The 23120-nt window shown below is 50.8% G+C and carries 18 protein-coding genes; 7 read left to right on the top strand and 11 right to left on the bottom strand.

The window, feature by feature from the left end; genetic code table 11:
* Positions 1-168: 168 nt before the first annotated feature.
* Positions 169-2832, bottom strand: a complete 2664-nt coding sequence (locus KTT_RS33880; protein WP_126602376.1) for a S53 family peptidase — start codon at positions 2830-2832, stop codon at positions 169-171.
* A 541-nt stretch (positions 2833-3373) separates the two neighbouring features.
* The gene (locus KTT_RS33885; protein ID WP_126602378.1) at positions 3374-5020 is read right to left on the bottom strand and encodes an FAD-binding oxidoreductase; all 1647 of its coding nucleotides are present in this window, start codon (positions 5018-5020) and stop codon (positions 3374-3376) included.
* A gap of 344 nt (positions 5021-5364) precedes the next feature.
* Between KTT_RS33885 and KTT_RS33890 the strand changes: the two genes are divergently transcribed.
* Positions 5365-5718, top strand: a complete 354-nt coding sequence (locus KTT_RS33890) for a hypothetical protein (RefSeq protein ID WP_126602380.1) — start codon at positions 5365-5367, stop codon at positions 5716-5718.
* Positions 5719-5973: 255 nt separating this feature from the next.
* On the top strand, positions 5974-6927 hold the full coding sequence (locus KTT_RS33895; protein WP_126602382.1) for a zinc-dependent alcohol dehydrogenase family protein: 954 nt from the start codon (positions 5974-5976) through the stop codon (positions 6925-6927).
* A gap of 128 nt (positions 6928-7055) precedes the next feature.
* On the opposite strand, the gene KTT_RS33900 is transcribed toward KTT_RS33895, so the two are convergent.
* Positions 7056-7271: a hypothetical protein gene (locus KTT_RS33900; RefSeq protein ID WP_126602384.1), complete on the bottom strand. Its 216-nt coding sequence runs from the start codon at positions 7269-7271 to the stop codon at positions 7056-7058.
* 449 nt (positions 7272-7720) lie between these two features.
* On the opposite strand from KTT_RS33900, the gene KTT_RS33905 reads away from it, so the two are divergent.
* The gene (locus KTT_RS33905) at positions 7721-9661 is read left to right on the top strand and encodes a glycoside hydrolase family 127 protein (RefSeq protein ID WP_126602386.1); all 1941 of its coding nucleotides are present in this window, start codon (positions 7721-7723) and stop codon (positions 9659-9661) included.
* 26 nt (positions 9662-9687) lie between these two features.
* Here the strand turns inward: KTT_RS33905 and KTT_RS33910 are convergent, their stop codons facing one another.
* Positions 9688-10671, bottom strand: coding sequence for a L,D-transpeptidase family protein (locus KTT_RS33910; RefSeq protein WP_126602388.1), 984 nt, complete (start codon positions 10669-10671; stop codon positions 9688-9690).
* 296 nt (positions 10672-10967) lie between these two features.
* A complete protein-coding gene (locus KTT_RS33915) occupies positions 10968-11936 on the bottom strand; it encodes a phosphotransferase enzyme family protein (protein WP_126602390.1) in 969 nt (322 codons plus the stop codon).
* 212 nt (positions 11937-12148) lie between these two features.
* Between KTT_RS33915 and KTT_RS33920 the strand changes: the two genes are divergently transcribed.
* Entirely contained in the window at positions 12149-12685 is a 537-nt protein-coding gene (locus tag KTT_RS33920) for an RNA polymerase sigma factor (protein WP_126602393.1), read from the top strand.
* A gap of 11 nt (positions 12686-12696) precedes the next feature.
* Positions 12697-14268 (top strand): WD40 repeat domain-containing protein, encoded by a 1572-nt coding sequence (locus KTT_RS33925; RefSeq protein ID WP_126602395.1) that lies wholly within the window; start codon positions 12697-12699, stop codon positions 14266-14268.
* A 169-nt stretch (positions 14269-14437) separates the two neighbouring features.
* Here KTT_RS33925 and KTT_RS33930 read toward each other — a convergent pair whose 3' ends face one another.
* Positions 14438-16306, bottom strand: a complete 1869-nt coding sequence (locus KTT_RS33930) for a serine hydrolase domain-containing protein (RefSeq protein ID WP_160146333.1) — start codon at positions 16304-16306, stop codon at positions 14438-14440.
* A gap of 766 nt (positions 16307-17072) precedes the next feature.
* Here KTT_RS33930 and KTT_RS33935 point away from each other — a divergent pair.
* Positions 17073-18230: an ABC transporter substrate-binding protein gene (locus tag KTT_RS33935; protein ID WP_160146334.1), complete on the top strand. Its 1158-nt coding sequence runs from the start codon at positions 17073-17075 to the stop codon at positions 18228-18230.
* A 126-nt stretch (positions 18231-18356) separates the two neighbouring features.
* Here KTT_RS33935 and KTT_RS33940 read toward each other — a convergent pair whose 3' ends face one another.
* Positions 18357-18926, bottom strand: coding sequence for a redoxin domain-containing protein (locus tag KTT_RS33940; RefSeq protein ID WP_126602401.1), 570 nt, complete (start codon positions 18924-18926; stop codon positions 18357-18359).
* A gap of 304 nt (positions 18927-19230) precedes the next feature.
* Between KTT_RS33940 and KTT_RS33945 the strand changes: the two genes are divergently transcribed.
* A complete protein-coding gene (locus KTT_RS33945) occupies positions 19231-20247 on the top strand; it encodes a phosphotransferase enzyme family protein (protein ID WP_126602403.1) in 1017 nt (338 codons plus the stop codon).
* A gap of 24 nt (positions 20248-20271) precedes the next feature.
* Here the strand turns inward: KTT_RS33945 and KTT_RS33950 are convergent, their stop codons facing one another.
* The 4 genes from KTT_RS33950 to KTT_RS33965 form a co-directional block, all read right to left on the bottom strand.
* Positions 20272-20682 carry a DUF2000 family protein gene (locus KTT_RS33950; RefSeq protein ID WP_126602405.1) on the bottom strand — a complete coding sequence of 137 codons (411 nt, stop codon included), beginning with the start codon at positions 20680-20682 and terminating at the stop codon, positions 20272-20274.
* A 113-nt stretch (positions 20683-20795) separates the two neighbouring features.
* Complete coding sequence (locus KTT_RS33955) at positions 20796-21239, bottom strand: MarR family winged helix-turn-helix transcriptional regulator (RefSeq protein ID WP_126602407.1); 444 nt, start codon at positions 21237-21239, stop codon at positions 20796-20798.
* Positions 21240-21523: 284 nt separating this feature from the next.
* Complete coding sequence (locus KTT_RS33960; RefSeq protein WP_126602409.1) at positions 21524-22090, bottom strand: DnaJ family domain-containing protein; 567 nt, start codon at positions 22088-22090, stop codon at positions 21524-21526.
* A gap of 310 nt (positions 22091-22400) precedes the next feature.
* The gene (locus KTT_RS33965; protein ID WP_126602412.1) at positions 22401-23036 is read right to left on the bottom strand and encodes an NADPH-dependent F420 reductase; all 636 of its coding nucleotides are present in this window, start codon (positions 23034-23036) and stop codon (positions 22401-22403) included.
* Positions 23037-23120: the final 84 nt, after the last annotated feature.

Below are 23120 nucleotides of genomic sequence, written 5' to 3' on the forward strand. Positions count from 1 at the left end.
CTCCACACTTCTCATTACACAATGATGCACGTTGAGTATTGGCTGATGGGTTGTCTGCCAGCCAATGCTGGTACCAGGATGTACGAAATGCACCATAGTGGGTAAGAAGAGAAGCCATGGCACGTTAGCATGTATTGCGGGTGTCACAGCTTCTGAAAAAAGGACCATTCAATCAGTATTGTGGGGCGTTAAGATGCTGATGGTATCCATGGTGAAATTATTCTGAGGATAACTATCTTTATCTACGCTCAAGTATATGGTGTTGGTAATCGATGGCGCGCCAGCCGTAGTCAGGGTTCCCGTGATGCTCACAGGCGGCAGACTTTGTCCTGGTTCTAACTGGGTGATGCCGGTATAGGTGGCGAACAAGAGCAGAGGACTGGTCTGTGATGTCGCGGTCATCTGCCAGTTGGTGCCACTAATGCTCACATTGCTCAGCCCAATGGGAATGACTCCGGTGAAACGCAGAATCTGGCTGCCGGTATTGAATGTCTGGTTGCCTGCATTGCTCACGGTCAGGGTTGAGGTGACCCGTTGGCCGGCGTAAAATGTGGTGCCATTATGGCTTAGCTGGAAGCGCAAATTGGGTAAGTTGGTTGGTAATGCTTGCGGCGTCAATGGAATGGGGGTAGTAAGTATCGTTGTGGGCGTTGGGAGTGGAGTAATTGGAACAGAGAGGGCCGTAGTCACGAATGTATCTGTGGCCAGGTTATTAGAGGCTCGACTATCTCCAGCTACCTGCACCACCGCCGTATCTGTAATTGCCACACCTGCCGCTCCAGTGACCGTACCTGAAATTCGAATAGTGGGTAATGTGGTCCCGGCTGCTACCGGGTACGCGCCCACATAAACAGCTGAGATTAATACCGGGCTGGTTGCCCCTGTGCTGGAAATCGTCCACCGGGTACCACTTACCGTTACATTTTTCAGGCCAACTGGTAGCACTGCGACCATGCGAATTAAACTGGGTAACCCAACAGGACCCGCGGTGGGCACACTGGAGATCCTGATCTGATCCGTCAATGTCTGCCCGATGCCCAGATATACCCCACCTGCATGGATCTGTTGAATCGTGAAATCAGGCAAAGGCTGAGGGGTAGGAGTAGGGGTAGGAGTGGGAGTAATACCCGCGAGATCGCGCGCAATATTCCAGGCATTGGGCGTACCGATGCCGGTAGCCAGGTCATAATTGAGGGTTGCCGGGTAGTAGAGATTAGTACCGGTGGTCACATCATGGAAGGCCGGGTAGGTTTGCGTACCGTTGTACAGGTTATATAAGGGCGTATGCGCGTTGCCTAATCCGGGCAGGCTTTGTGCTGCCAGGTATTGATTGATATCAGCCGCGATACCAGCCCAGAGTGGGGCGGCCGCGCTGGTACCCCCCATTGTTAACCAGCCCGAGCAGTACGCGTCTGTTGATGCCGTACAATACATGGAATATCCCGTATACGGGTCCGCATCAGCTGAGACATCCGGGACCATACGATGCGCATCGGTCAGGTTAGTGCCGGTTTGATAAAGTGGCCTGGTGAAGTACGAACTGATGCCGCCACCGCCGCCGTACCCTCGTGAAGTATTGCCCCAGGCTGATTCACTCGTGTATGTGCCGCCTGTACCAGTGATCAGGCTGGTGCCTCCAACCCCGACTACGTATGGATCGCTGGCGGGTGAATCGACATTCAGCACTGTAGTATTACTACTCCGACAATCGTAGGCTCCCGTATCACCACTGGCGGCAAAAAAAGCCTGACCTTGAGCCGCGCCTTGCATAAAGATTGTGTCAAGTGCCGCTAGTTCCGCATTGCCTGTATTTAGCTCACACAATCCCCAGCTTATAGAGGTAACTTTGGCCAGGTTATCGGTCACGATTTTGTTGTAGATGTCGTTAATACCATAACCATTAGGGCCAATGTAAATTTTCTGGCTGGCATTGGGAGCAAGCGCCGAGACGATTTCCATGTCTAATGCCACCTCTGAACTGAAATTGCCCGCCGTGTTCGTAGCCCCATCGACAAACACATTTGAGTACCTGGGCGGCCCCAGATTGTAGGTACTCAGATAGGTGTTGACATCGGAGGGTTGATAGCCATCGAGCTCAAAAATGGCGATTGTCTGGCCAGTGCCATTATAGCCAGCATGGAGAAGTGAATTAACACCGTAAGCTGTGCGTAGCTCATCTGGTGTATAGCCGCCACCTGTGCCTAGCAAGGGTCTGATACGCTTACTTACGGAGGCATGGTGCATCTGTGGAATATTGTTTAAGCCGGCGATGCATTGGATGATGTCTACAAGATCGGCTGGTACAGAGGGATCATTGGCGGGCGCATAGATAGTACGTTGAAGGTAGGCATAATTATTAATGGTGATGTTGAAGGCCCTTTCCGCCATCCCAACGGTGCCAGTCGCATCGACAATGAGATTGTTGGGGGCAATCGCATCAATGGTGAAGCCCTGGCTGCTCAGAAATTGTACCACCCTGTCTACCATTGCGGGTGTAGGACCAAACTCGTTGGTGAATTGTTGTGGAGTTAAGAAGGCTCGATAGAATGGTGAATGGGGTTGATATTGTGCCTCAAGCAATGACTTCAGATTGTCCGGATTACTCAGCTTCAAGCTTACCGCGAGGTGAATGATATTTCCAGTAGCTGTTCGAGAGATGAAGTCTCCATGCTGCAATACAGGAATCACATGTCCGGGAATAACCTGAAAGGCTTGCTGTACCCGACGACCGGCCGCCAGAGTATGCGTGACGTGGCTGGTTGTTCCAGATGTGATGAGCATCAGCATGGCAACCACAGTCAGAAGTGTAATACGATGTAGTGTTCTCTTCATGCAGATATTTCTCCCGGAGATTTAGCCATTGTGAAAATAATCGATCAAGATCATTGTGACTTTTCTGCTTTCTTCCCTCCCTTCACAACCAACTCTATTCTTCTGGCGTTCCTGCTTTATACGCTCGCATATTGATATTGAAACCCTACAGTACTGATTTTAATGAAGAGCCGCTTTCTATGTCATTTTAAATGTAAAGAGAAGCTTATTGTATAAATATTAACTATATGAGAATATAGTACAATAAATACTTTGAACGAGCTGGATAGGGCACCTAAATCCCCCCGCTGCTTGAGCAGACAGTGAAGAGGAAGTGTTTGAAACAGTACTGCCAGAAAGCAAAATATCGCTAAGTGTGACTATCTCTTTTGAAGAGGGGAGGGGAAGCGAAAGGGATTGAGTGTGGTTATACATTGGCTGATAAATTGCACGCAAAAAAGCTTGATTTTTTGCCCATTTTCAGGTATACTTTATAGGTAAGTTTGAGGAGCCGCTCTTAGCAGCTCCTCTTTTTGTGTTTTGGCGCTGAACTATAGCGTCATTAGTGGGGTAATGGGATACTTTGCTTGAAGCGGAAAAGATTTTTGGGATCGTAGGTGGTTTTGACCTGCTGGAGCCGTGCCAGGTTGGTCCCGTAGTATGCCTGCTGCCAGTTGGATAGGGATGGATCGATATAATTCTGATAGGCGGCGCCAGAGGCATAGCCGCGCATGTTTTGCCAGGTACTGTTGAGCCAGGAGCGGTTCTGGGCGATGACCGTATCTGAGGCACCGACATCCCAGTTGGCGTTATATTGGATCGAGAAGAGCATGGTGCGGTGAGCAAATGCCGTGGCGTTCGGAGCCACGCGATTGATCGCGCCTCCATATGCATCCATGCCAATCCCTCCCGTACCAGGTGTGGACGATTGCTGATATTGTGTGATGGCGTTGACCAGCGAGTTGATCGCCTGGGTGGACAACGGTTTGGCGATGTAGTCGGATTTGGCCGCGAACGAGTCGCGTTGAATCTGTCCCTGAGGATCCTGACTGGGCAGGCGGCACTGGCTGACGGTTTTGTTGGAGCAGCCTGCTTCATAGAGCATGGTGTCCAATAGTCCGGAATTGGAGGCGTAACGGGTGATAGGCGCTATCCCCAGCTTGTTGATCAGGTTCTGCAACTGCTGGTTGAGCGCATCGACGCCTCCGACGTAGACGCCGTTGACAAGTACCCTTGGAGTGCCGCTTTTATCAACAGTGTTGAGGAGCAGGCAGTTGGACCATAGTTCATCGGGTGCCTGCGGAGCCCAATTTTGCCAGGCGTTGACCACGGCGGCAGCATCGCTCCAGTTCCAGCCAAGGGTGAAGATCGCCAGCGCGTCTACCGGGTGGGTTTGGAAGGTGAATGAGGTGACGACGCCAAAGTTGCCACCGCCACCGCCACGCAGGGCCCAGAAGAGGTCGGAGTTTTGACTGGCGTCGCAGGTAACGATGCGCCCATCGGCCAGGACGACCTGCGCTGAAAGCAGATTGTCGCAGGTCAGGCCAAATTTGCGTCCAAGCACGCCTACGCCACCTCCCAGAGTCAGGCCAGCCACGCCCACGGTCGGACATGAGCCAGCTGGGATCACACGTCCCTTCTGGGCGAGTGCCGCATAGACATCGATCAGTTTGGCTCCACTGCCGATGGTGGCGTTTCCGCTTCCGCTGTCTATGGTGATGGCATTCATGCGACTGACATCAAGCAGCAGCCCGCTAGTAGTTGAATATCCCGCATACGAGTGGCCACCAGAGCGGGCGGTGACCGGCAGGTTAAAGCGGCTCACGAAGGACAGGCAGTTCTGTACATCTTTGGGTGAGGCACAATAGGCTACCCCTGCTGGTTTGATGCCATCAAATTGCGGATCAAAGAGCTGGTGGGCGGTCGCATATTGCGGATTGTTTGGGCGTACCAGCGTACCCTGCAGACTCTTGCCCAGGTTGGACCAGTCGGTTTCACTGAGTACAGGTGGTCTGGTAGGTGTGGGAGTGGATGTGGCTCGGGGTGTAGCTGTCGCGGCCCGGGGTGTAGTAGTCGCGTTGACGCCAGGTTGTGATTGGCAGGCGCCTAATAAGATAGGTAGACTGCCTACGGCACAGAGCGAAAGAAAGTTGCGCCGATTCATCTGTGTGCCCTCTAACCAGTTCGCTTCTTGCGTGTGCTTCTTCATTATTCTTCCTTTTGCTATGCGCGGCACGCATACATATTATTTGCTACTGCCCGTATCTATCTCTAGTGGCCATGCATTATCTATGCACCGGCTCTTTATTTGTTTATGGCAATATTGCTATGTTTTGTGCAAACTGATGATAGTTTATAATGATTAGCCATACTATGAATTGCCTCACATTTATATGGCGATAGTAAAAAATGCCCGCTCGCTGATATGAGCGAGCCGCAAGAGATGATCATAGAGCGCTGCATTATCAACTGTATGCCATACTATCATTACTGCGCATTGATATGCTATGCTCTCGATAGCTTTTTCCTGCGCGCGATGGCAGGGAGTATGCAATGTTAGAAATAGATAGCAGGCAGGAGGAGAGTATGACCACTGACGATGCTGACTACGGTGAATTAGCCGCCTTGCGTGAGGATGAATCGCGTTGTATTCGTGTGCTGGCGGCCTGTCGTCGCTTTGCGGTCAATGTTGGCGGTGCGGCAGGCAACTATGCAACCTTTGCTCAAAATGAAGAAGTACTCTTGCAATCGTTTCATGACATTGAACTGGCCCATGTTAGCTCTGATGGACGCTACGACCAGCTCTTTGCGCAGCGCTGTCAGCGCGCCGGTTTAACCTCTGCCGATGTTCATATGCTCCAGGAACGCTGGCGCACGCTCAATAGCGAAGATGACCTCGATGAATAATCTCACTACTTCATCCCAAAACCGGTCAAAGAGTTAAGGTATGCGTATAATATATAACTTAATATGCGAGCTGTTTCTCTATATGTGATTGACTCGTGTCTACACAAGCACCTGATCTTACGTATCAGTTAATAGCGAAGGTAGGCTCTATCCACATGACGGAGCGTGCCGATCAACAATAGAGAAACAAGCACGATGGCTGTGCCCTCTGGAGGGTGCAGTTTTTTTTAGCAAACATGAAAAGAGAGTTATAGTATGAAAGCAATGATTATTAAGGATTTTGGTGGACCCGAAGTATTTGCTGAGCAGGAGCTACCAAAGCCGACTCCTGAAGCGGATGAAGTATTAGTGCGTGTCTATGCCTCCTCTATCAATCCTGTTGACTATAAAATTCGTCAGTCAGGTTCCTGGGCTGGAGTGAAGCCACCTGCCGTCATTGGTTATGATGTCTCGGGTGTGGTTGAGCAAGTGGGATCTGCGGTGAAGGATTTTAAAGTTGGTGATGAAGTGTACTATACACCTGATATCCCTGGTCGGGGTGGTAGCTATGCCGAGTATCATGTGGCTCGGGAAGCTATCGTGGCCCATAAGCCCAAAAACCTGTCTCATATTGAGGCGGCCTGCGTACCGCTGGCCGGTGGTACGGCCTGGGATGCGTTAATCACCAGGGCGCAGTTGAAGGTGGGAGAGACCGTGCTGATCCATGGCGGCACAGGCGGCGTTGGTTCGATGGCGGTCCAGATCGCGCGGGCGTCCGGTGCTTATGTCTATACTACTTGTAGCGCGAAAAATGCCGAGCTGGCGAAGCGGTTAGGTGCGCACCGGGTCATCGATTACAAGACGGAGAATTTTGCTGACATTATCGCGCGTGAGACCGGTGGACAAGGCGTGGACGTGGTCTTTGATACAGTCGGTGGTGAGACGGTGGCCAATAGCATTCCCGCAACGAAGATGTATGGTCGGATGGTGAGTGTTGTAGATATTGCTGGCAATACCTATATGGGTTTTATGAAGAATATCACCCTCCACTACCTCTTCCTGCAGCGAGAGCGCTATAAACTTGACTATCTGCGGGCTCTGATTGAACGCGGTCAGTTGAAGCCAGTTGTGGCGCAAACATTGCCGCTGAATCAGGTAGCGCAGGCCCAGCGGTTACTGGAACAGGGTGGCATCGCAGGCAAGATTGCCATTCAGATCGTGAACCAATAACCCTGAACCGATGCTAAAAAGCCAGCGATGTTGTGGCTGTTCTGATTACAAAGAGCGGCCACAACATCGCTGGCTTGTATCTATCCTCTGGCTGGACGGTTATTGGTTCCTACCAGCCCTTTTACCACTTAGTAGCCTGAGCGGAAGCGATCGTTGTTATCGCTGGAAGCGGCTTCGCGCAAAGAGCGCAGCGAGTAACGCTGATCGCCAACCATAACGAATACACCGCGCCCATCCTGAATATCGCTGATCTGGCGATGAAGCTCGGCGTTCTCCGCCTGCAATGCCTCCATGTGCTGTTTCTGACGAAAGATTTCCTGTGCGAGCTGATCAAATGAATTCATATTTATCTCCTCCCTCAATTGCTGTCCCTTGGTTTCCGGGCACTTCAAACTCCGGCCTGTATAGCCTGCTATCCATGCTCATTTTACACCTATATTTACGTTGCAGCGGAATTGCTTTTTTCGGGACCTTCTTACTACATGTTAGAGCAGACAGCCGGTATTTTTCGCACCATTAGAGGGCGAAATAGTGCTGCTATTAGGATATTCTTCTCTATTGTATCGTATAAATGTCTATTACTGCCTGCCTGCAAGCTTTTTGTCTTATCCGCCTCGTACCTGCGGTGCTCAAGGAGGGATGATCTATTGGTGCGCTGAGCGCGCATGCGAGTGCTGGATGTATCAATATATAATACTAGTGCGGGCGCGCAGCGAACGCGCGTGTGGGAGCGCTTACGTGCCCTACTCTGACAAGTGCCAGATCTACCGCTTATAGAAAAAGGAGCTTAGCCATGATTCGCGAGAAAAGCCCGAGCAGGCTTGATCCTGTAGCGTTTAATGATGTTCATTTTACTGATACCTTCTGGGCGCCACGTATCAAGCTGGTGCACGAGCAGACGATTCCTTTTGAATACCAGCAGTGTAAAGAGACCGGGCGCATTGATGCGCTGCGGCTGGATTGGAAGCCGGGACAGGAGCCAGAACCGCATATCTTCTGGGAATCCGATGTCGCCAAGTGGTTGGAGGCTGCCAGCTATAGCCTGGCTGTACATCCAGATCCAGACCTCGATGGACTGGTGGATCAGGTAGTGGCCTTGCTGGCCGGTGCGCAGCAACCCGATGGCTATCTCAATGTCTATTTCACCGTCGTTGAACCGGGACGCCGCTGGACTGATCTGCGTGACGCTCATGAACTGTATTGCGCGGGTCACCTGATCGAGGCCGGTGTGGCCCATTTTCAGGCCACCGGCAAGCGGCAGTTGCTGAATGTTGTACGCCGCTACGCTGATTATATCGCGACTGTGTTTGGACGTGAGCCCGACAAGAAGCAAGGCTATGGTGGGCACGAGGAGATCGAACTGGCGCTGGTCAAGCTGTATCGTGTCACCGGTGACGAGAAATATCTGCGCCTGAGCCAGTATTTTGTCGATGAGCGTGGCCGTCAGCCGTATTACTTTGAGCAGGAGGCGCAGGAGCGTGGTACCCCGGGCTTTTTCGGCACAATATTTCCCGAACGCGACCAGGAACAGGCAAAGTCCCGTGAATATAATCAGTCGCATCTACCGGTGAGGGAACAGACCGAAGCCGTGGGCCATGCAGTGCGGGCGATGTACCTCTACTGTGCGATGGCCGACCTGGCCCGTGAAGTTGGAGACGAGAGCCTTGCTCAGGCTTGTGAGCGGCTCTGGCAGCATCTGACGACGAAACGCATGTATCTGACCGGCGGCATCGGTTCATCACTCTCCAACGAGGGCTTCACCAGCGATTATGACCTGCCCAATGAGGCCGCGTATGCCGAGACCTGCGCCGCCGTGGGCCTTGTATTCTGGGCGCATCGTATGCTACACCTGGAGTGTGATGGCCGCTATGCTGACGTGCTTGAACGCACCCTTTACAATGGCGTGCTGAGCGGCATCTCGTTGGACGGTAAGAAGTTCTTTTATGTCAATCCTCTGGCCAGCTCCGGCAATGCCCACCGCTATGAGTGGTTTGGCTGCGCCTGCTGTCCACCTAACATCGCCCGCCTGCTAGCTTCACTGGGGCAGTATGTTTATTCTCAGGGACCTTCTGATCTGGTTGTGCATCTGTATGCCAGCGGACAGGCACAGTTGCAGGTGGGGGGACAGGCATTGACCATACAGCAAAGCACCCAATATCCCTGGGATGGTGCGGTGCGCCTCGCTATTGAGCAGCTGGCAGAGCCATCCGCGTTTACCGTCAAGCTGCGCATCCCCGGCTGGTGCCGTGAGCCTGCCGTACGTATGAATGGCATGGAGGTAGATGTTGCGGCCAACCTGGAGAAAGGCTATGTCGCTATTGAGCGCACCTGGCAGGCGAGTGACGTGATCGAACTGGATCTGCCGATGGATATTCAGCGCATGTACGCCCATCCTGCCGTAGCGGCTGACCGGAGCTGCACCGCCTTGCAGCGGGGACCCATTGTTTATTGTCTGGAAGGGGTAGATCATGCATCCGCCTCATTGGGAGAGCTGGAATTGCCATTGAGCCAGCCACTGCAGGCCACATTCCATCCAGATCTGCTGGACGGCGTGGTTGCCCTGCATGGCATGGCCCTGGTTCCGAATCAGGCTGCCTGGGATGGTCTGCTTTACACCACCAGCCTCCCGCAGATGCAGGAGACGCCTTTGACAGCCATCCCTTATTATGCCTGGGATAATCGCGAGCCCGGCGAGATGCGCGTCTGGATACGCGAACAACGCCCGTCGTTGTAGGTTCGCCCTCGCAGCTGATTTTCCCTCTAATAATGAATATAGACCGTTGTTCCAATAGGCGCCCAGTTATAGAGCCATGCCGCCTGGTCGGTGGTCATGACGACGCAGCCATGCGTGCCGGTCATATCACCGTACTGGGGATCGGTATGGGGAACATTGGTGCCAGGACCAAAGGTGCTCCTCCACCATGCATCGTGCAGGAAGTAGCCGCCTTCTCGAAACTCCAGCGCATAGTTGATGTGGGTCGGCTCATAGTAGTAGGGGGAACCCTCCGGCCAGGGCGAATAGAAGGTGGTTGGACTCAACTTATCAAACACGTGATAGGTGCCCGTCGGTGTAGGAAGATCAGGTTGCCCGCTGGTGATGGGGAAACTGTTATCCATCTGCCCATTGTCACAGAAGGTGGCCCACTGAGCGCTCAGGTTGACATCCACTGTTTTGCCGGATGTAGTGCTGCAGTCGGCATTGCTGGTCCCAGAATTGTCGACCGGCGCGGGTTTGTCGGTCGTGAGCAGCGCGCTATAGATGTATTGTGGCGCGCTGCTCTGATCTGAAACGCGATACCAGGTTGAACTATCACCGACAGTTTCCCCATTCACCGTTCCATATACGGTGATCTGAGCACCGGCGTTGAGGGTCGAGACGATTGCACCATTGGTGTAAGGCGTGCCGCGTACATTCGTTGCGCTCGTTGTGTATTCCGTGAGCGGGGCATTGTTCCATTGTACCGCCGGAGCTACTGGAACCGGTGTTGGTGTTGGTGGAACGGTTGCGATGGGCGTTGGCGAAACCTGTGCCGTTGGCGTCGGTTGTTTCGCTACCATTGGAGTTGCTTTTGCTTTCCGACCGTCCACATGCGGAGCTGAAATGGCGGTTCCTGTAGCCATAGGTGTGGCTGTTTTGGAGGTTGCCTGTACGGAGAAAGGATGGATAAACACGAATAACGCGGTGCCGATAAGCACCATCATAACAATAGCAGATATGAAGAACGTTTTTATATAGCTTTTCATAGGGCACCTCTTTTTGGATATATTTATATTGCTCAGTAATAGTATATTCAATATGCTGGATGAATTGAATGATATATATCACAGTTCTTCGGTGGGATGCTAAACAAATAGCAATATACACTGGCTCGAGAAAAGCACGCCGGGAACATGGCCTCTCTTCGATGCACTGGATGAGGTATAATTTGAACAAACCTACATCTGGCAAGCATACGATCAACTATGAATAAAAAGCGAAGGGGCTTACTCATGAGTGTAGATTATATTGATGCGCTTGAACGGCTACTATTGCATAGATGTTATACGAGCTGTGATTTGAGGGCATGCCAACGCTCCGCCAGGGGGATGAATCTGCCTGGTGCGACAAAGGAGCGGACGCGCTGATTTTTGTGCAGGTAGAGTTCCTCATACAGCCATAGATCGTGCTCACGTATCCAGGCATAAATGGTCGCCGTCTTTTCCAGGTCCACGAGCGGTAGCGGTATGATAGTGCGGTAGGCATTCAGGAAGGCAGAGCAGCCTTCCGCCTGAAACTTGAATATATAGTGGAAGACGCGGATGATTTCCCAGGCACGAGGAGCGAAAAGGCTCTGGTCCCAATCGATAATTGCGCTGACACTATTTCCTTCAAAAAAGAGATTGCTTTCCTGGTAATCTCCATGGGTCACCTGGTGATTGAGGGTTGATAGGATGGAGACATCTGCTGGTTGTGATGCCATTAATCTGTCTCGTCGCTGCGCTAGCCGTTGCAAAGATTGCTTATCCAGAGCGTTCAGCCCTTCTGGTTGCGACAGGATAGCTGCCTCGATCTGATCTATCTTAGCTACGCTCGTTTCGCGATCGACATCGAATGAAATAGTGCGAGCATATTGTGGATGATAGTCACGCAGAGCCTGGTGAAGTTGGCCCAGCATTTTTCCCATCGCAATCGCATTGTCTATGTTCAATTTATGGCGTGGTATTTGCTGTCCAGGGGCAAATGGAAAGAGTGCATAGAATGCACCTTCGTGGTTAAGGATCGTCCCCCCGTTGGGCAATGGCAGGGGAGCGATGGCGGGCAGACCATGTTGTTGTACATGGGCGATTATTGCGTGTTCCCCTTCGATTTTCCACCGTTGCTCATTACTATAGCGATACGCCCGTAGAGCGTAGTTTACCTGGCCGGTTCTGAGCAAAACTGTGCGATGAATGGTCCCGCTATCTGGCTTCCAGGTCACACGAACAGGTGGAAGATTCCAGGCCTCTTGTAGATCGATCATATCAAGCATACTGATGAAACGCGCCTTTCTAGCTATGCAATAATCTTACCAGAGCTTGCGGCAAAAATGGGATTTTTCCTTGCTAATACAATAATGTTTTTTGTTTTGGTGCCTATTTTGATGCCTGAGAAGCTAGTGTTGTGACGTTTCAGGCAAATTTACGATGGTGATAATTGACGTGTTTATGCATGAACCTCAATCATAAAATGTAGGAATCGGATATGCGGCAACAGTTATACCTGGATGAGAATATAGATTCGACAATAGCTCTCCTCTATCAACAGCAGGCGCAGGCGCTTATTACCTATCTACGTTTGCATTTGCCGCTACGAGAGGATGCGGAAGATATCCTGGTGGATATTTTTGTCGCGGCTATGGAGAACCAGGCATTACGTGCATTTGAACCCGAACGGCAGCGACAATGGCTCTGGCGCGTAGCTCACAACAAAGTTGCAGACTATTATCGTCAGGTGGCACGCAGGCGACATACTGTGACGTTAGAGGAAGTTACGGATATCCTGCTTGCTGACGATGAATTGGCTCCTGAATGGTTAGCGGAACGTAGCGACGAGTATGCACGCTTACAGATGTATATACAGGGACTGCCGGACATCCAGCAGAAAGTGTTACATCTGCGTTTTGTGAATGGATTACGTTGCGCGGATATCGCCAGGATGGTAGGAAAACGAGAAGGGAATGTGCGCATGATCCTCTCGCGCACCCTCAATTTCTTACGCTCTATCTACGAAAGGCACTAAGGTATAGCACGATGACAGATCATAATGATGAATTTACGCCGGAAGGTGTGGATGAGCAGCTTGAGCAACATATGCCTGTCAGTACCAACGAGCCTTTGCGATTGATGGGTCCAGAAGGTAGCGCTGATGACAGGCTGGTAGCGGATTTACAACTGATGTATCGCCAGGGTGCGCCCCGTGCGACGAGCGATGAAGATGCACAATCGTTGCAGAATGCCTGGCAACGAATCAAAATGGTTGCCGCAGAGAAGAGGGCGGAGCGCGTTTCGCCCCAGAACGAGAGAAAGAGCATGATGCTTCACATAGACAAAAAGCAGAACTATGTACCCGAGAAGCGGCCGACTCTGTGGAGTCGGTTAGGGGTTCTGACAGCGGCATGCATTGCTATTATGGTTGTGGGCAGCATGGTACTGTTGTTGAATAACGTGAATAGCGCGCGTCAGGCAAAGACAACAACACATGTAGGTGCAGGTATCGCACATCCACATCCAGCGGTAACCACTACACCCGGTTTCAAACCTACCGTCACCAATTCAAAGGTTACATTGAGTAAGGATGTCGGGAAAAATGTCTACACCTGGGATGCGAAACAGTATGACCAGGCGCCTGATAGCATCTATGCGCTGGCCTGGTCTCCTGATAGCAAGCGCATCGCCAGCGGCAGCGAGAGTATTGATGTATGGGATGCTACCACTGGCAATCATTATGTCTCCCTTCAACCATATACCAATGGCACGGGAGCAAGTGTCCTGGCGGTCCGCTGGTCACCGGACGGCAAGTACGTCGCATCGACAAAAGGTGGGCAGGTCCAGATCTGGAATCCGGTCACCAGGACGGTTGTGCAGACCCTGACGTATCCAGGGGTGACGCCTGTCGCGTCAATCAATAACACTTTACCACAGACGAGCGTAAGTTCATATCTCGGCAGTTATCAGCAACGAAGTGGTGGCACATTCATCTATGATTTTGCCTGGTCACCAGATGGGGCAAAGCTTGTCGCTGGTGCTCCTACCCCCAATGGGACTTCGAGTCTGGTGATCTGGAATATGACCACCCTGCAGACAACGACGTTGGTAGGGCATACCGGCCAGGTGGCGCATGTGACCTGGTCACCTGATGGTAAGTATATCGCCTCCTCTGCCTATGACAGTACGGTGCGCATATGGGATGCGACAACAGGCAAGAACGTCTATACGCGCAATGCTCCAGATTCATACGATGCCGCTTCACTCGCCTGGTCACCAACGAAAGGGGATGAGCGGTTGTTGGTAGGCTATACCTCTGGTTCAATCGAGATTTTTGACGCCCTCAATGGAAGATATGCTTTGAAATACAGCGTGAGTATGAATTCCTACCTATCCGCTGTCGCCTGGTCGCCAGATGGAAAGGTGGTAGCGGCTGCCGGTGATGGAGTTTTATTGCTCGACGCGCATAAAGATGCGCTCCTCTATACCTATACGGGGAACGCCAACCCTATCCGTTCTATGGCCTGGTCTCCCAACGGCAAATATATTGCCATCGGCGACAATATGAGCGAGGCTGGTGCCGCCACTATTGATGTGAAAGTATGGATAGCACAGTAGAGACCCCTTCACCAGAAGAAGACCAGAAGAAGACTCCCGGTCAACTCACTCGTTGACCGGAGTCTTCTTCTGGTCCTGCCACGGATGCTCTGAAGACAATAAAAAGAGATGTAGTGATAAACGCTCTTAAGCGTTCACGTGCGGTATAAATTTGATGGATGTAGTTGTGCTACCCCAGGAGATTCCAGTAGGCCAGTTCCCAGACAAACGCGAGAGCAGCTAGCCCCACCAGGACATAGTGAATGCGTTGTGGCCAGTGCCAGAAGCGGTTTCTCCATACCTGCGCTGTAAATAGAATTACAATTCCGGTCAGGATCGCGGAGATAATGCCGAGCATCAATATGACAGGTAATACAGCAGCAAGGTTTTTGTGGCTTGTAATGGTCCATACCAGGTAAATTGGAACGATCACGTTTAGTGCGCATACGATCCCTGCCAGCCAGTATGCTGTCCGAGAAACGGTATTTTTCTTGATGAGCTCTTCAGAACGCTTAAATCTAAGCGCGCGTAGGAGTCGGACTGGCCATAGCAGGAGTGCGGACAGAAAGATTAGCAAACATGCCAGAATCAATGGCACCTGAAAACTGCGCGAGTCGTACCAGGCCATTTTGCCATAGGACTGTAAGCTATTTCCTACAAACATAACAGTTCCATCCTGTCTCTGTTGAAAGACGACTTGCTGTTGCTCTCCCATCTGCCGATAGACGCCGGGTGCCACCTCTACCACATTGAGTATATTTCCCCCGCCGCTATTAATCAGCAAATGACCATACCCTGCATTGATAACGTTGACGGTGATGCCGGGTTCGAGCAAGATCAAAATCTTCTCGTATGTGGTATAGGGACGGCGTAGTGACCAGTAGATGCCACTCTCCTTCCCTGCGCGTTCGGCAAATCCAGGAAGAGGAGAGGGCGTGGGAGCTCGCGGAACTGGAAAGTAGTGGTTCATGAATGCTTGCAAAAGGGAGGTTCTGGCAGCCGATCCTGCATCGCTGTTATAGGAAACGAACACCCCTACATTGCGTTCGGGCAACAGGTTCAATGATGAGTGGAAGGACGGAATATCGCCTCCATGTTGAAGCAAACGCTGACCATTGATGCGTTGAACCGCAAAGCCATAGGCCAGACCAGGGATGCGAGAGTCTGAGGTAAAGTGCTGCTCCTGCATGTCTCTGGCTGTCGCATCCTGCAAGATACGTTGATCGCCAAAGCGGCCATTTTGAAGTTGCGCAATCATAAAGTTGGCGATATCAGTCGCGGTCGTGTACATGGAAACAGCAGGAGCGGCCTGAAAATATTTCGGAGGTCTGCTGCGATACCATCCGTCAATATATGCATACCCCTGGGTGAGGTCCGCCTGCAGTTGTGCCGGGACAGGCTGGCGAAATGTGCTGTGCCGCATGCTCAATGGTTGATACAGGTTTGTTTCGATATATTGATCAAAGGGTATACCGGACACCTGCTCTACAATGTATCCCGCCAGGGCCGCTCCATAGTTAGAGTAGGACGCCAGTTTCCCCGGAGGGCGTACTCGTGCCGGGATATGGTTGGCCAGCCATGTCCCCAGTGGCTGCACTTGCTGAGGAGTTGATATCATCCAACCATCTTCCCTATCTTCAAAGCCGGCGGTATGGGTCAATAAGGATTCTAATGTGATAGGTTGAGGGTAGGTAGCCGGAATATGAAATGTTTTGAGGTATCGATTGACATCAGTGTGTAGATCTAGTTTATGCTGCTCCATAAGCTGCATCACCGCCGTCCAGGTGAACAGTTTGCTCACCGAGGCAACAGGAAAAAGTGAGGTCGCGGCATCTACGCGTTTGTCGTGCTTAATGTCGGCATAGCCGTAGCCTTTGGAAAATAATAGACGCCCATCTTTTACTACAGCAACGGTCGCGCCTGGAATATGATTTCCTACTAATTGCGTATTAAGGACTCCATCCAAAAATGCCTCCAACTCCCCGCGATCTTGCAATCCTGTGTTTGTTGAGAAGGGCGCGTCCGTATGAGTGAAGGCCAGCGCGCTCGTCTCACCCATCGAGAGAACTAATCCGCTCGCCAACATTACAAGTAAACATGAAAAGAGAAAGAAATAAATCCTGAAGAGCATGTTACGTATCATGGCTCTTTTATCCTTTCTCGCAATCACCTTTTGAGATACACAGGCTTCCTGGCCTAGTAGAGTCGATGCGGCTATGTAATTGTTCTGATTTGTTATGCTGCTTCAATCAAAAACATACTATCCCACAATAGATAAAAATACAAACACGACAAGACATCATTAAACGATAAAAACTCTATGAATAGAGAAAAAAACATTTATGCCCGGCGATATTCATAGTGAGTATAATCCTGCTCTCTGGTTGCCGTGGTTGACCAGCATTCGCCATGTAATCAGCCGGGCTTCTTTTTGCTGACCTCTTGGAATGTGTCTTACTCCCGTCACTCTGGGGGCACATGAGCTTCCCCGCACGCGCATCCGCTGCGCGGCTGCACTGGTTTTTCATATTGGTGCATCGCGTGCGCATCCGCGCACGCGATGCACCAATATGAAACTGACACGTGAGCACCGCAGGTGCGAGACCTCATGCAGGCCGCAGGCGATGAATATGAGAGTCAGACACACTCTTGAAAAGGGAGCGAATAGAAAAATATAGGGAAGAGGATTTACTTTCCACGCATTTACTCTATATAAGGTAAATAGCAAAATAGTCATATTTGATAATCTTTATCATGATATTGGTATATTATGATGTTGTGGTTATATTCATCTGTTAGTTTATCAACTCAGGCATATGCCTTATATGCAGAAAGTAAACTACAGACAATGGATAGGCACAATTATTTTTATAACTACATTTTTATATGGGCCTAGCAAGAAAGGAATGGTCTACAGCAAGATGAAGTATTCTGGTGTTATTGCTCTCGCCTTTGTGCTCGCAGTAATTGCCGAAGGATTCGTGGGAGCGGGGTCAGCTTTCGTCTCCCAGGCGCATGCCAGTGGCAGCTGTATTCAATATGGAGCATTTGGGAAAAGTGTTTCATACATTGAGGCTGTGAATCAGGGGTATTTCGCGAAAGAAGGAGTAAGCGTCTGCTACAATCAGGTCACTAGTTCTACGCAGCAAATTAATAGCCTGCTTTCCGGTCAATACGATATTATTTCTTCAACTGCTGATAATGTTGTGAACCAGGATGTCAACAATAATCAATCCATTCAAGTCATTGCTGGCATTGATCAGGGAGCCAATCTGGATCTGGTGGTGAACACCAATCTGGGCATCAATAGTATCCATGATCTGGAGGGTAAAGCAATTCTGGTTGATGCACCGAACAGTGGTTTTGTTATTGCCCTTGAGAAAATTATGGCTGAAAACGGGATGTATCTAAATCAGGATTATACCCTGAATTCTGTTGGTGGTTCGAAGATACGTTATCAGGATATGGTAGCCGGTCAAACCTCGACGGGCGATCCTGCTTATGCGACGATGCTGGCGGCGCCGTATATCGAGCAGGCGCGCGCTGTCTCTTATCTCAGTGATATCGCCAGTCTTTCAACCTACACCGAGCCGTATCAGGGAACATCAATCGCACTTACCCAGAGTTATGGACAACGTAATACAGATACCGTGGATCGTTTTCTGACAGCTATGATTATGGGAAGCATGTATGCGGCAAACTCGAACAATCAGAGTGCGGTTATCGCCGATATTGCTAATGCTGATGGTGTATCAACACAGATCGCAGCCAATATCTATGCTGATACTGAGCAGAACACAGCAACCGGTGAAAATGTGAATGAACAGGTGAACCAGCAAGGTTTGGTGAACACAATCAACCTGCGTCAGGAATTTGGCGGTTTCAATACAACTGTTGATAGTACACAACTGGCGCAGCCTGGTCCTAATGCCATTTATAACGATCAATATTGGCAGGAAGCATATCAAGATCTCCAGAATTAAATGTACGTTTTTCCATAAAAATCTCTTAATCAGATTTAGCAACTGAATAGAAGAGACGAAAAAGGAAGCAACATCCGACTTTTCAGTGGGATGTTGCTTCCTTTTTCGTGGGCAGAAGATAGCGAATTAGCGCCTTTGCCCATAGGGGTAATGCAGTTTCTTATCTCCTTCCCAATCCTCGCGCAACCCGGGTGCGGAGATGTCCCAGTCGGGTCGAATCTTCTGGAAGATGGCGCGCAGATCCTGCCTGAGGTCTTCGGGCGATGGGCGGCCCCAGAACCAGTAGCCGTTGTAGATCTTGTAGATGCGCAGCCCTGGCTCCAGGACCAGCGTGTGGGGGATCATGGGGTTGTGGTGGGGATCAGTGTACTCCTGGATCTCCAGATCCTGCTGGATCTTGCGTCCCGAGTCCGATAGGAAGGTCCACTGGGCCCCGACGGCGGCGCGGAACTCGTTGGTTTCCAGAATATTGTCGGTTGAGACGGTTACGATCTGTGTATAGGAGACGGCGATTTTAGGATAGAACTCGGCCAGTTCGAGGTGTTGCTGATGGTCCTTGGGACAATAGTGTCCGCGCGCCAGGATCAAGATCATGGGATCGATGCCCTGTAGCTCACTGAGACGGCGGCGCGTTTTTGTGTGGTCGGTCAATTCATAATCGGGAAACGTAGCGCCGGGAACAATATCTGCTCGCATATGTTTCTGCTCCTTATTTGCACACCCTCAACTATTTGAGATAAGAGATCGTTTTTTCTACTGCTGATTGCATCATTGCAGGCAATAGATCTGCAAGTCAGTCATACGCAGGTGATAACAGATGGTAACACCGGTCTATTCCTTGACCTTGAAAGGGGCTGACTGGTTTGTGCGTTCTCGGATGATTACTACCAGTGCTGGTGGAATCTGCTACAATATAGACAAGTTTCCTCTCTAGCAGCTTTTGGAAGCTTCTATCTATAGGCATGCCATATGACACAATACTGGGATTGGAGTGCTCCACATGGATGTTTCCGCTATATGCGCGACCTGGCCGATTCAGGGTCCCTGTTCTCTCACACCTCTTACTGGTGGTACAAACAATCATGTCTGGCGGCTGGATGCCGCGGATGGACATGCCTACACATTGCGTGTCTCTCCAGGAGAAACACATCTGCCGCGCCTGCGCTATGAGATGACGATTCTGCAGGCACTATCGATCCAGGATCTCCCATTTTTGCTGCCGTTACCCATTCACGCTTACTGCGGTGATCTGCTGGTTCCACTTATGCTTGATAATAGCAAGACCGGGATCGCGACGCTGGCTCCGTTTTTGCCGGGCATTGTCTCGCGCAAGAGTACTCCCGCGAAGGCCAGCGCGGCCGCTCACACGCTGGCGATCCTGGACCAGGCTCTGGCCGCTGTACCAGATCAATCAACGCCGCAGGAGATCCAGGTGCTAGTGCCGTTTGGCCGCTTAGAAGAGCGCAATCCCCAGATACCAGATGTTGGGAAGGCGCTGGAGTCATTGCCCCTGGAGCGGCAGCAGATACGTAAGATGCAGGATATATTGATTGCCCATCAGGATAGTGTGGAGGAGCTTTATGAGAGCCTGCCGCAGCAGTTGTTGCATCGCGACCTGGACACCAGCAACATTCTCTTTGATGAGCAGGAACATGTCACGGCCGTGCTCGATTTCGAGTTCGCGGCCCGTGATATTCGAGCTCTCGACCTGAGCGTATCTTTAACCTGGTGGCCGGTTAGCCGCCTGGGGACCGGGAATGAATGGGAGATCATCGATTCGCTGGGTCGTAGCTACATGGACGTATTGCCGCTGGAGGAGGACGAACTGAGAGCGATACCAGCTATGATGCGCATGCGCCAGTTTGCCTCTCTACAACACCGTATTGGTCGCTATCAGGATGGTTTGGAGACCGATGCGGCTATCCAGGATAACATTGCGTTTGCTCTCTGGCGCCTGGACTGGCTGGAGAGCCAGCAAGAAACCCTGATTGAGCATGCTCTTAACTGGCAGGCCTGAGCAGTTCAGGCGCCAGCATTATCGTTATTGATGAAACCTTAATTTATCCACAATCTTGTCGATCACTTTTCTTTCCGCCCGGATGGCGAGGCCTACCAGATTCAGGTTCTCGCGCTCGACGCTGCGTACAGCGGCGCGATTGGCTTCGTCATGGGTTGTAGTAAACATCTCTTCTGTATAGACGGCCGGCTGTGCTCCGCGTGTCAGGGCACGATCAAGCACCCGCGTGAGCCCGGCGCGATCGGCTCCGTAAATCAGTGTTGGCTGGCCAATCAGCCGTAGGTATTTGTTGTCAGACGCGTCTTCATATGGTTCACCGATACACTCAGGATAGGATGCAGCGATCCCACTGGCCAGGAATGCTGCTACATTCATTTTTTGCCAGGAGGCCAGATCGTCTCGAATCACCAACGCAATTTTTGTATCAAAAAGCATAATTACCATCCTTGCATAATATTTGATATTGAAAGTGGTCGGTCATGTACCGCCCTCATGATGTTTTTGTCGGTATGTCATCCTTTGCTTCTCGATGCGCACTCAAGTCACCCTTAAGGAGCAGGAGAATGATCTTGCTGCTTCCAGGCAGCTACCGTTGTAAGCAGGTGCCGTAGAAGCTTTCTCTGTTCGGATGAGAATTGTCCGAGGAAATCCTGATTTAACTGATCCAACTCACGATCAAGCGGTTCCTGAAGTGCACGTCCGCGAGCGGTGAGCGAGACCCGGTTTACTCTCCGATCGGTCGCATGGGCCTTGCGCTCAATCAGGCCCGCATGTTCCAGGCGATCAAGAACGCCGGTTATTGTCGCGCTATCAAGCACAAGGCGTTCACCTAGCTCGGCCCCGCTCTGCTCGTCGCGCTCCCAGAGTACCTTGAGCAGTGCATACTGCACAGGGGTGACTCCATACGGAGCTAGACGTTGCTTGGCAGATTGTGCGACCCGCTGATAGGCCTTGCCAAGGTAAAAACTCAAACAATCCTCAACCTGATCCATGTATACTCCTGCACAAAAAAACTCTCTGTTTTGATTAGCTCCTATCCAAGTATATGCCATGCATAATACTTTTACAATAGTTACTTGTATACAAGGTAATTTGGAGTAACTGGTTAATATGCTCAGTGGCGCGGTGTAGATGGAAAAGGTGGTTAGCTCCCGGAAAGAAGATTTGACCGGAAAATAATGGTGCCCCATATAACGAAAGCTATGGTGATCTACGCCAAAGATGATCGGGGGAGACTATTCGCCAATGGGGCGCCTTAGTAGATGAGAAGTTGCGCTTATTTTTCGTCAAACACATAGAAACGTTCGCGATATTCTTGCAGGAGCTGCTCGACCGGGAGCGGTCGCATATTCATGCTTTCAGGGGCCGCGATATTGAGGCTTAAGATGCGGCTATTGATATCAGCCAGGCGTTTCCTGTACTCGTGTTCAAAAGCATGCACCTCTCGTTGATATGCCCGAATGCGACTGCGAAAGCGGGGACGCCGTTGCCTCTGTGTATAGCGTAAACGGTGCTGCAGATAGGCAAGGTGTTTATCAATCTGCTCCTGCTTGCGCTGGATCTCTTTCTGCAGCGAGACCTCCAGCGGCTCACCTCCAAATTTCTTGATGATATTGGTTGTTATATCGTCAACACCTGAGTTCTCTAGAAAACCATTGCGAAATGGCTTCCCAGCACCTGGGAGATTATCGAATTCGCCCGCATTCTGGGCTTTTTGGATATAATAATCGGCGATGCCATGAAAGACGATCGCCGAGTTTTTCCGTTCTTTCTCATCCTCTAACTGACGCTGCACCCTTGTGCGCTGTCCTTTCGGTATCTTGCGCCAATCCACAAAATCCATGGCTTAGTTTCTACTTTCTAGCACTTTTCAGAAAAATGAGTTATAAGAATTTTTTCGGCCACCTGTTCGGGTATTTCAATGCTCATAATACTTTGTCTGCGCTCAGTACTCTGATGTATGCTAATGGCATTTTTCTGGAAATCGGTGGCCGTGATGCCTGGATAGACCAGGCTGGTCCTGATTATGAATTATCTAGCAGGCCGCTATGCTCGTACTATATCTATTTATAGTACAAGCATAGCGGCCTGTTGTGGGTTCTCATATAGTATGTGGTCTGTTTATAGCTGGACCGCTTGTATGCTAACAGGCGTTATGGGAGGTTAGCCAGCGCCTGTTTGGCCTGTTCAACGGTCATGGGTACATTGTAGATGGGGGATCCGGGTTGCTGGCGGCGTCCACCTTCACTCAGAAAACCGGTGTCAACTGCGGCAAAACCGATATCCTCGATCAGCTGAGCGACAACCCCTTTGGCCTCCGAGTCGTCTCCTGCGATAAAGATGACCAGGCGCTCGTCAGGTGAGGATTTGCTGCTCGTTTTCAGCGTTTCAAAGTACATGGTGTTAAAACCTTTGACGAGCCGTGTGCCCGGTATCTGCTTTAAAATTTCTTCGCTGGATGTTGTGTTGTTGAGCTGTTCGACCTGAAAATTGCCATTTTGATCTTTGTTATAGGGATTGGTGGCATCGATGACGATCTTGCTCTCAAACATCTGGGCTGGAGGCAGGCTGGTGCGCTGTGACCAGGGGATAGCCAGCAGAATGACATCACCAAATCGAACCACTTCTTCGTTGGTTGCCGCTCTGGCATTGGGCCCGATCTCTGAAACCAGTTGAGACAGCGATTGTGGGCCCTTTGAATTGCTGATCGCTACTTTATGTCCTGCCTGCGCAAAAAGTTTTGCCGCGTTGGCACCTATATTTCCAGATCCAATAACACCTATATTCATATTGCTGTGCTCCTTTTAATATATATCTCTGCAATTGTTTATTTTTGCCTACTCATATTGAGTCACATTATGCCAGAATTGGTC

Source organism: Dictyobacter aurantiacus (assembly GCF_003967515.1).
GTDB lineage: Bacteria > Chloroflexota > Ktedonobacteria > Ktedonobacterales > Ktedonobacteraceae > Dictyobacter > Dictyobacter aurantiacus.

Excerpts from the sequence above, each read along its gene's own strand:
- KTT_RS33880 (WP_126602376.1), bottom strand. The coding sequence starts at position 2,832 with ATGAAGAGAACACTACATCGTATTACACTTCTGACTGTGGTTGCCATG.
- KTT_RS33885 (WP_126602378.1), bottom strand. The coding sequence starts at position 5,020 with ATGAAGAAGCACACGCAAGAAGCGAACTGGTTAGAGGGCACACAGATG.
- KTT_RS33890 (WP_126602380.1), top strand. The coding sequence starts at position 5,365 with ATGTTAGAAATAGATAGCAGGCAGGAGGAGAGTATGACCACTGACGAT.
- KTT_RS33895 (WP_126602382.1), top strand. The coding sequence starts at position 5,974 with ATGAAAGCAATGATTATTAAGGATTTTGGTGGACCCGAAGTATTTGCT.
- KTT_RS33900 (WP_126602384.1), bottom strand. The coding sequence starts at position 7,271 with ATGAATTCATTTGATCAGCTCGCACAGGAAATCTTTCGTCAGAAACAG.
- KTT_RS33905 (WP_126602386.1), top strand. The coding sequence starts at position 7,721 with ATGATTCGCGAGAAAAGCCCGAGCAGGCTTGATCCTGTAGCGTTTAAT.
- KTT_RS33910 (WP_126602388.1), bottom strand. The coding sequence starts at position 10,671 with ATGAAAAGCTATATAAAAACGTTCTTCATATCTGCTATTGTTATGATG.
- KTT_RS33915 (WP_126602390.1), bottom strand. The coding sequence starts at position 11,936 with ATGCTTGATATGATCGATCTACAAGAGGCCTGGAATCTTCCACCTGTT.
- KTT_RS33920 (WP_126602393.1), top strand. The coding sequence starts at position 12,149 with ATGCGGCAACAGTTATACCTGGATGAGAATATAGATTCGACAATAGCT.
- KTT_RS33925 (WP_126602395.1), top strand. The coding sequence starts at position 12,697 with ATGACAGATCATAATGATGAATTTACGCCGGAAGGTGTGGATGAGCAG.
- KTT_RS33930 (WP_160146333.1), bottom strand. The coding sequence starts at position 16,306 with ATGGGTGAGACGAGCGCGCTGGCCTTCACTCATACGGACGCGCCCTTC.
- KTT_RS33935 (WP_160146334.1), top strand. The coding sequence starts at position 17,073 with ATGCAGAAAGTAAACTACAGACAATGGATAGGCACAATTATTTTTATA.
- KTT_RS33940 (WP_126602401.1), bottom strand. The coding sequence starts at position 18,926 with ATGCGAGCAGATATTGTTCCCGGCGCTACGTTTCCCGATTATGAATTG.
- KTT_RS33945 (WP_126602403.1), top strand. The coding sequence starts at position 19,231 with ATGGATGTTTCCGCTATATGCGCGACCTGGCCGATTCAGGGTCCCTGT.
- KTT_RS33950 (WP_126602405.1), bottom strand. The coding sequence starts at position 20,682 with ATGCTTTTTGATACAAAAATTGCGTTGGTGATTCGAGACGATCTGGCC.
- KTT_RS33955 (WP_126602407.1), bottom strand. The coding sequence starts at position 21,239 with ATGGATCAGGTTGAGGATTGTTTGAGTTTTTACCTTGGCAAGGCCTAT.
- KTT_RS33960 (WP_126602409.1), bottom strand. The coding sequence starts at position 22,090 with ATGGATTTTGTGGATTGGCGCAAGATACCGAAAGGACAGCGCACAAGG.
- KTT_RS33965 (WP_126602412.1), bottom strand. The coding sequence starts at position 23,036 with ATGAATATAGGTGTTATTGGATCTGGAAATATAGGTGCCAACGCGGCA.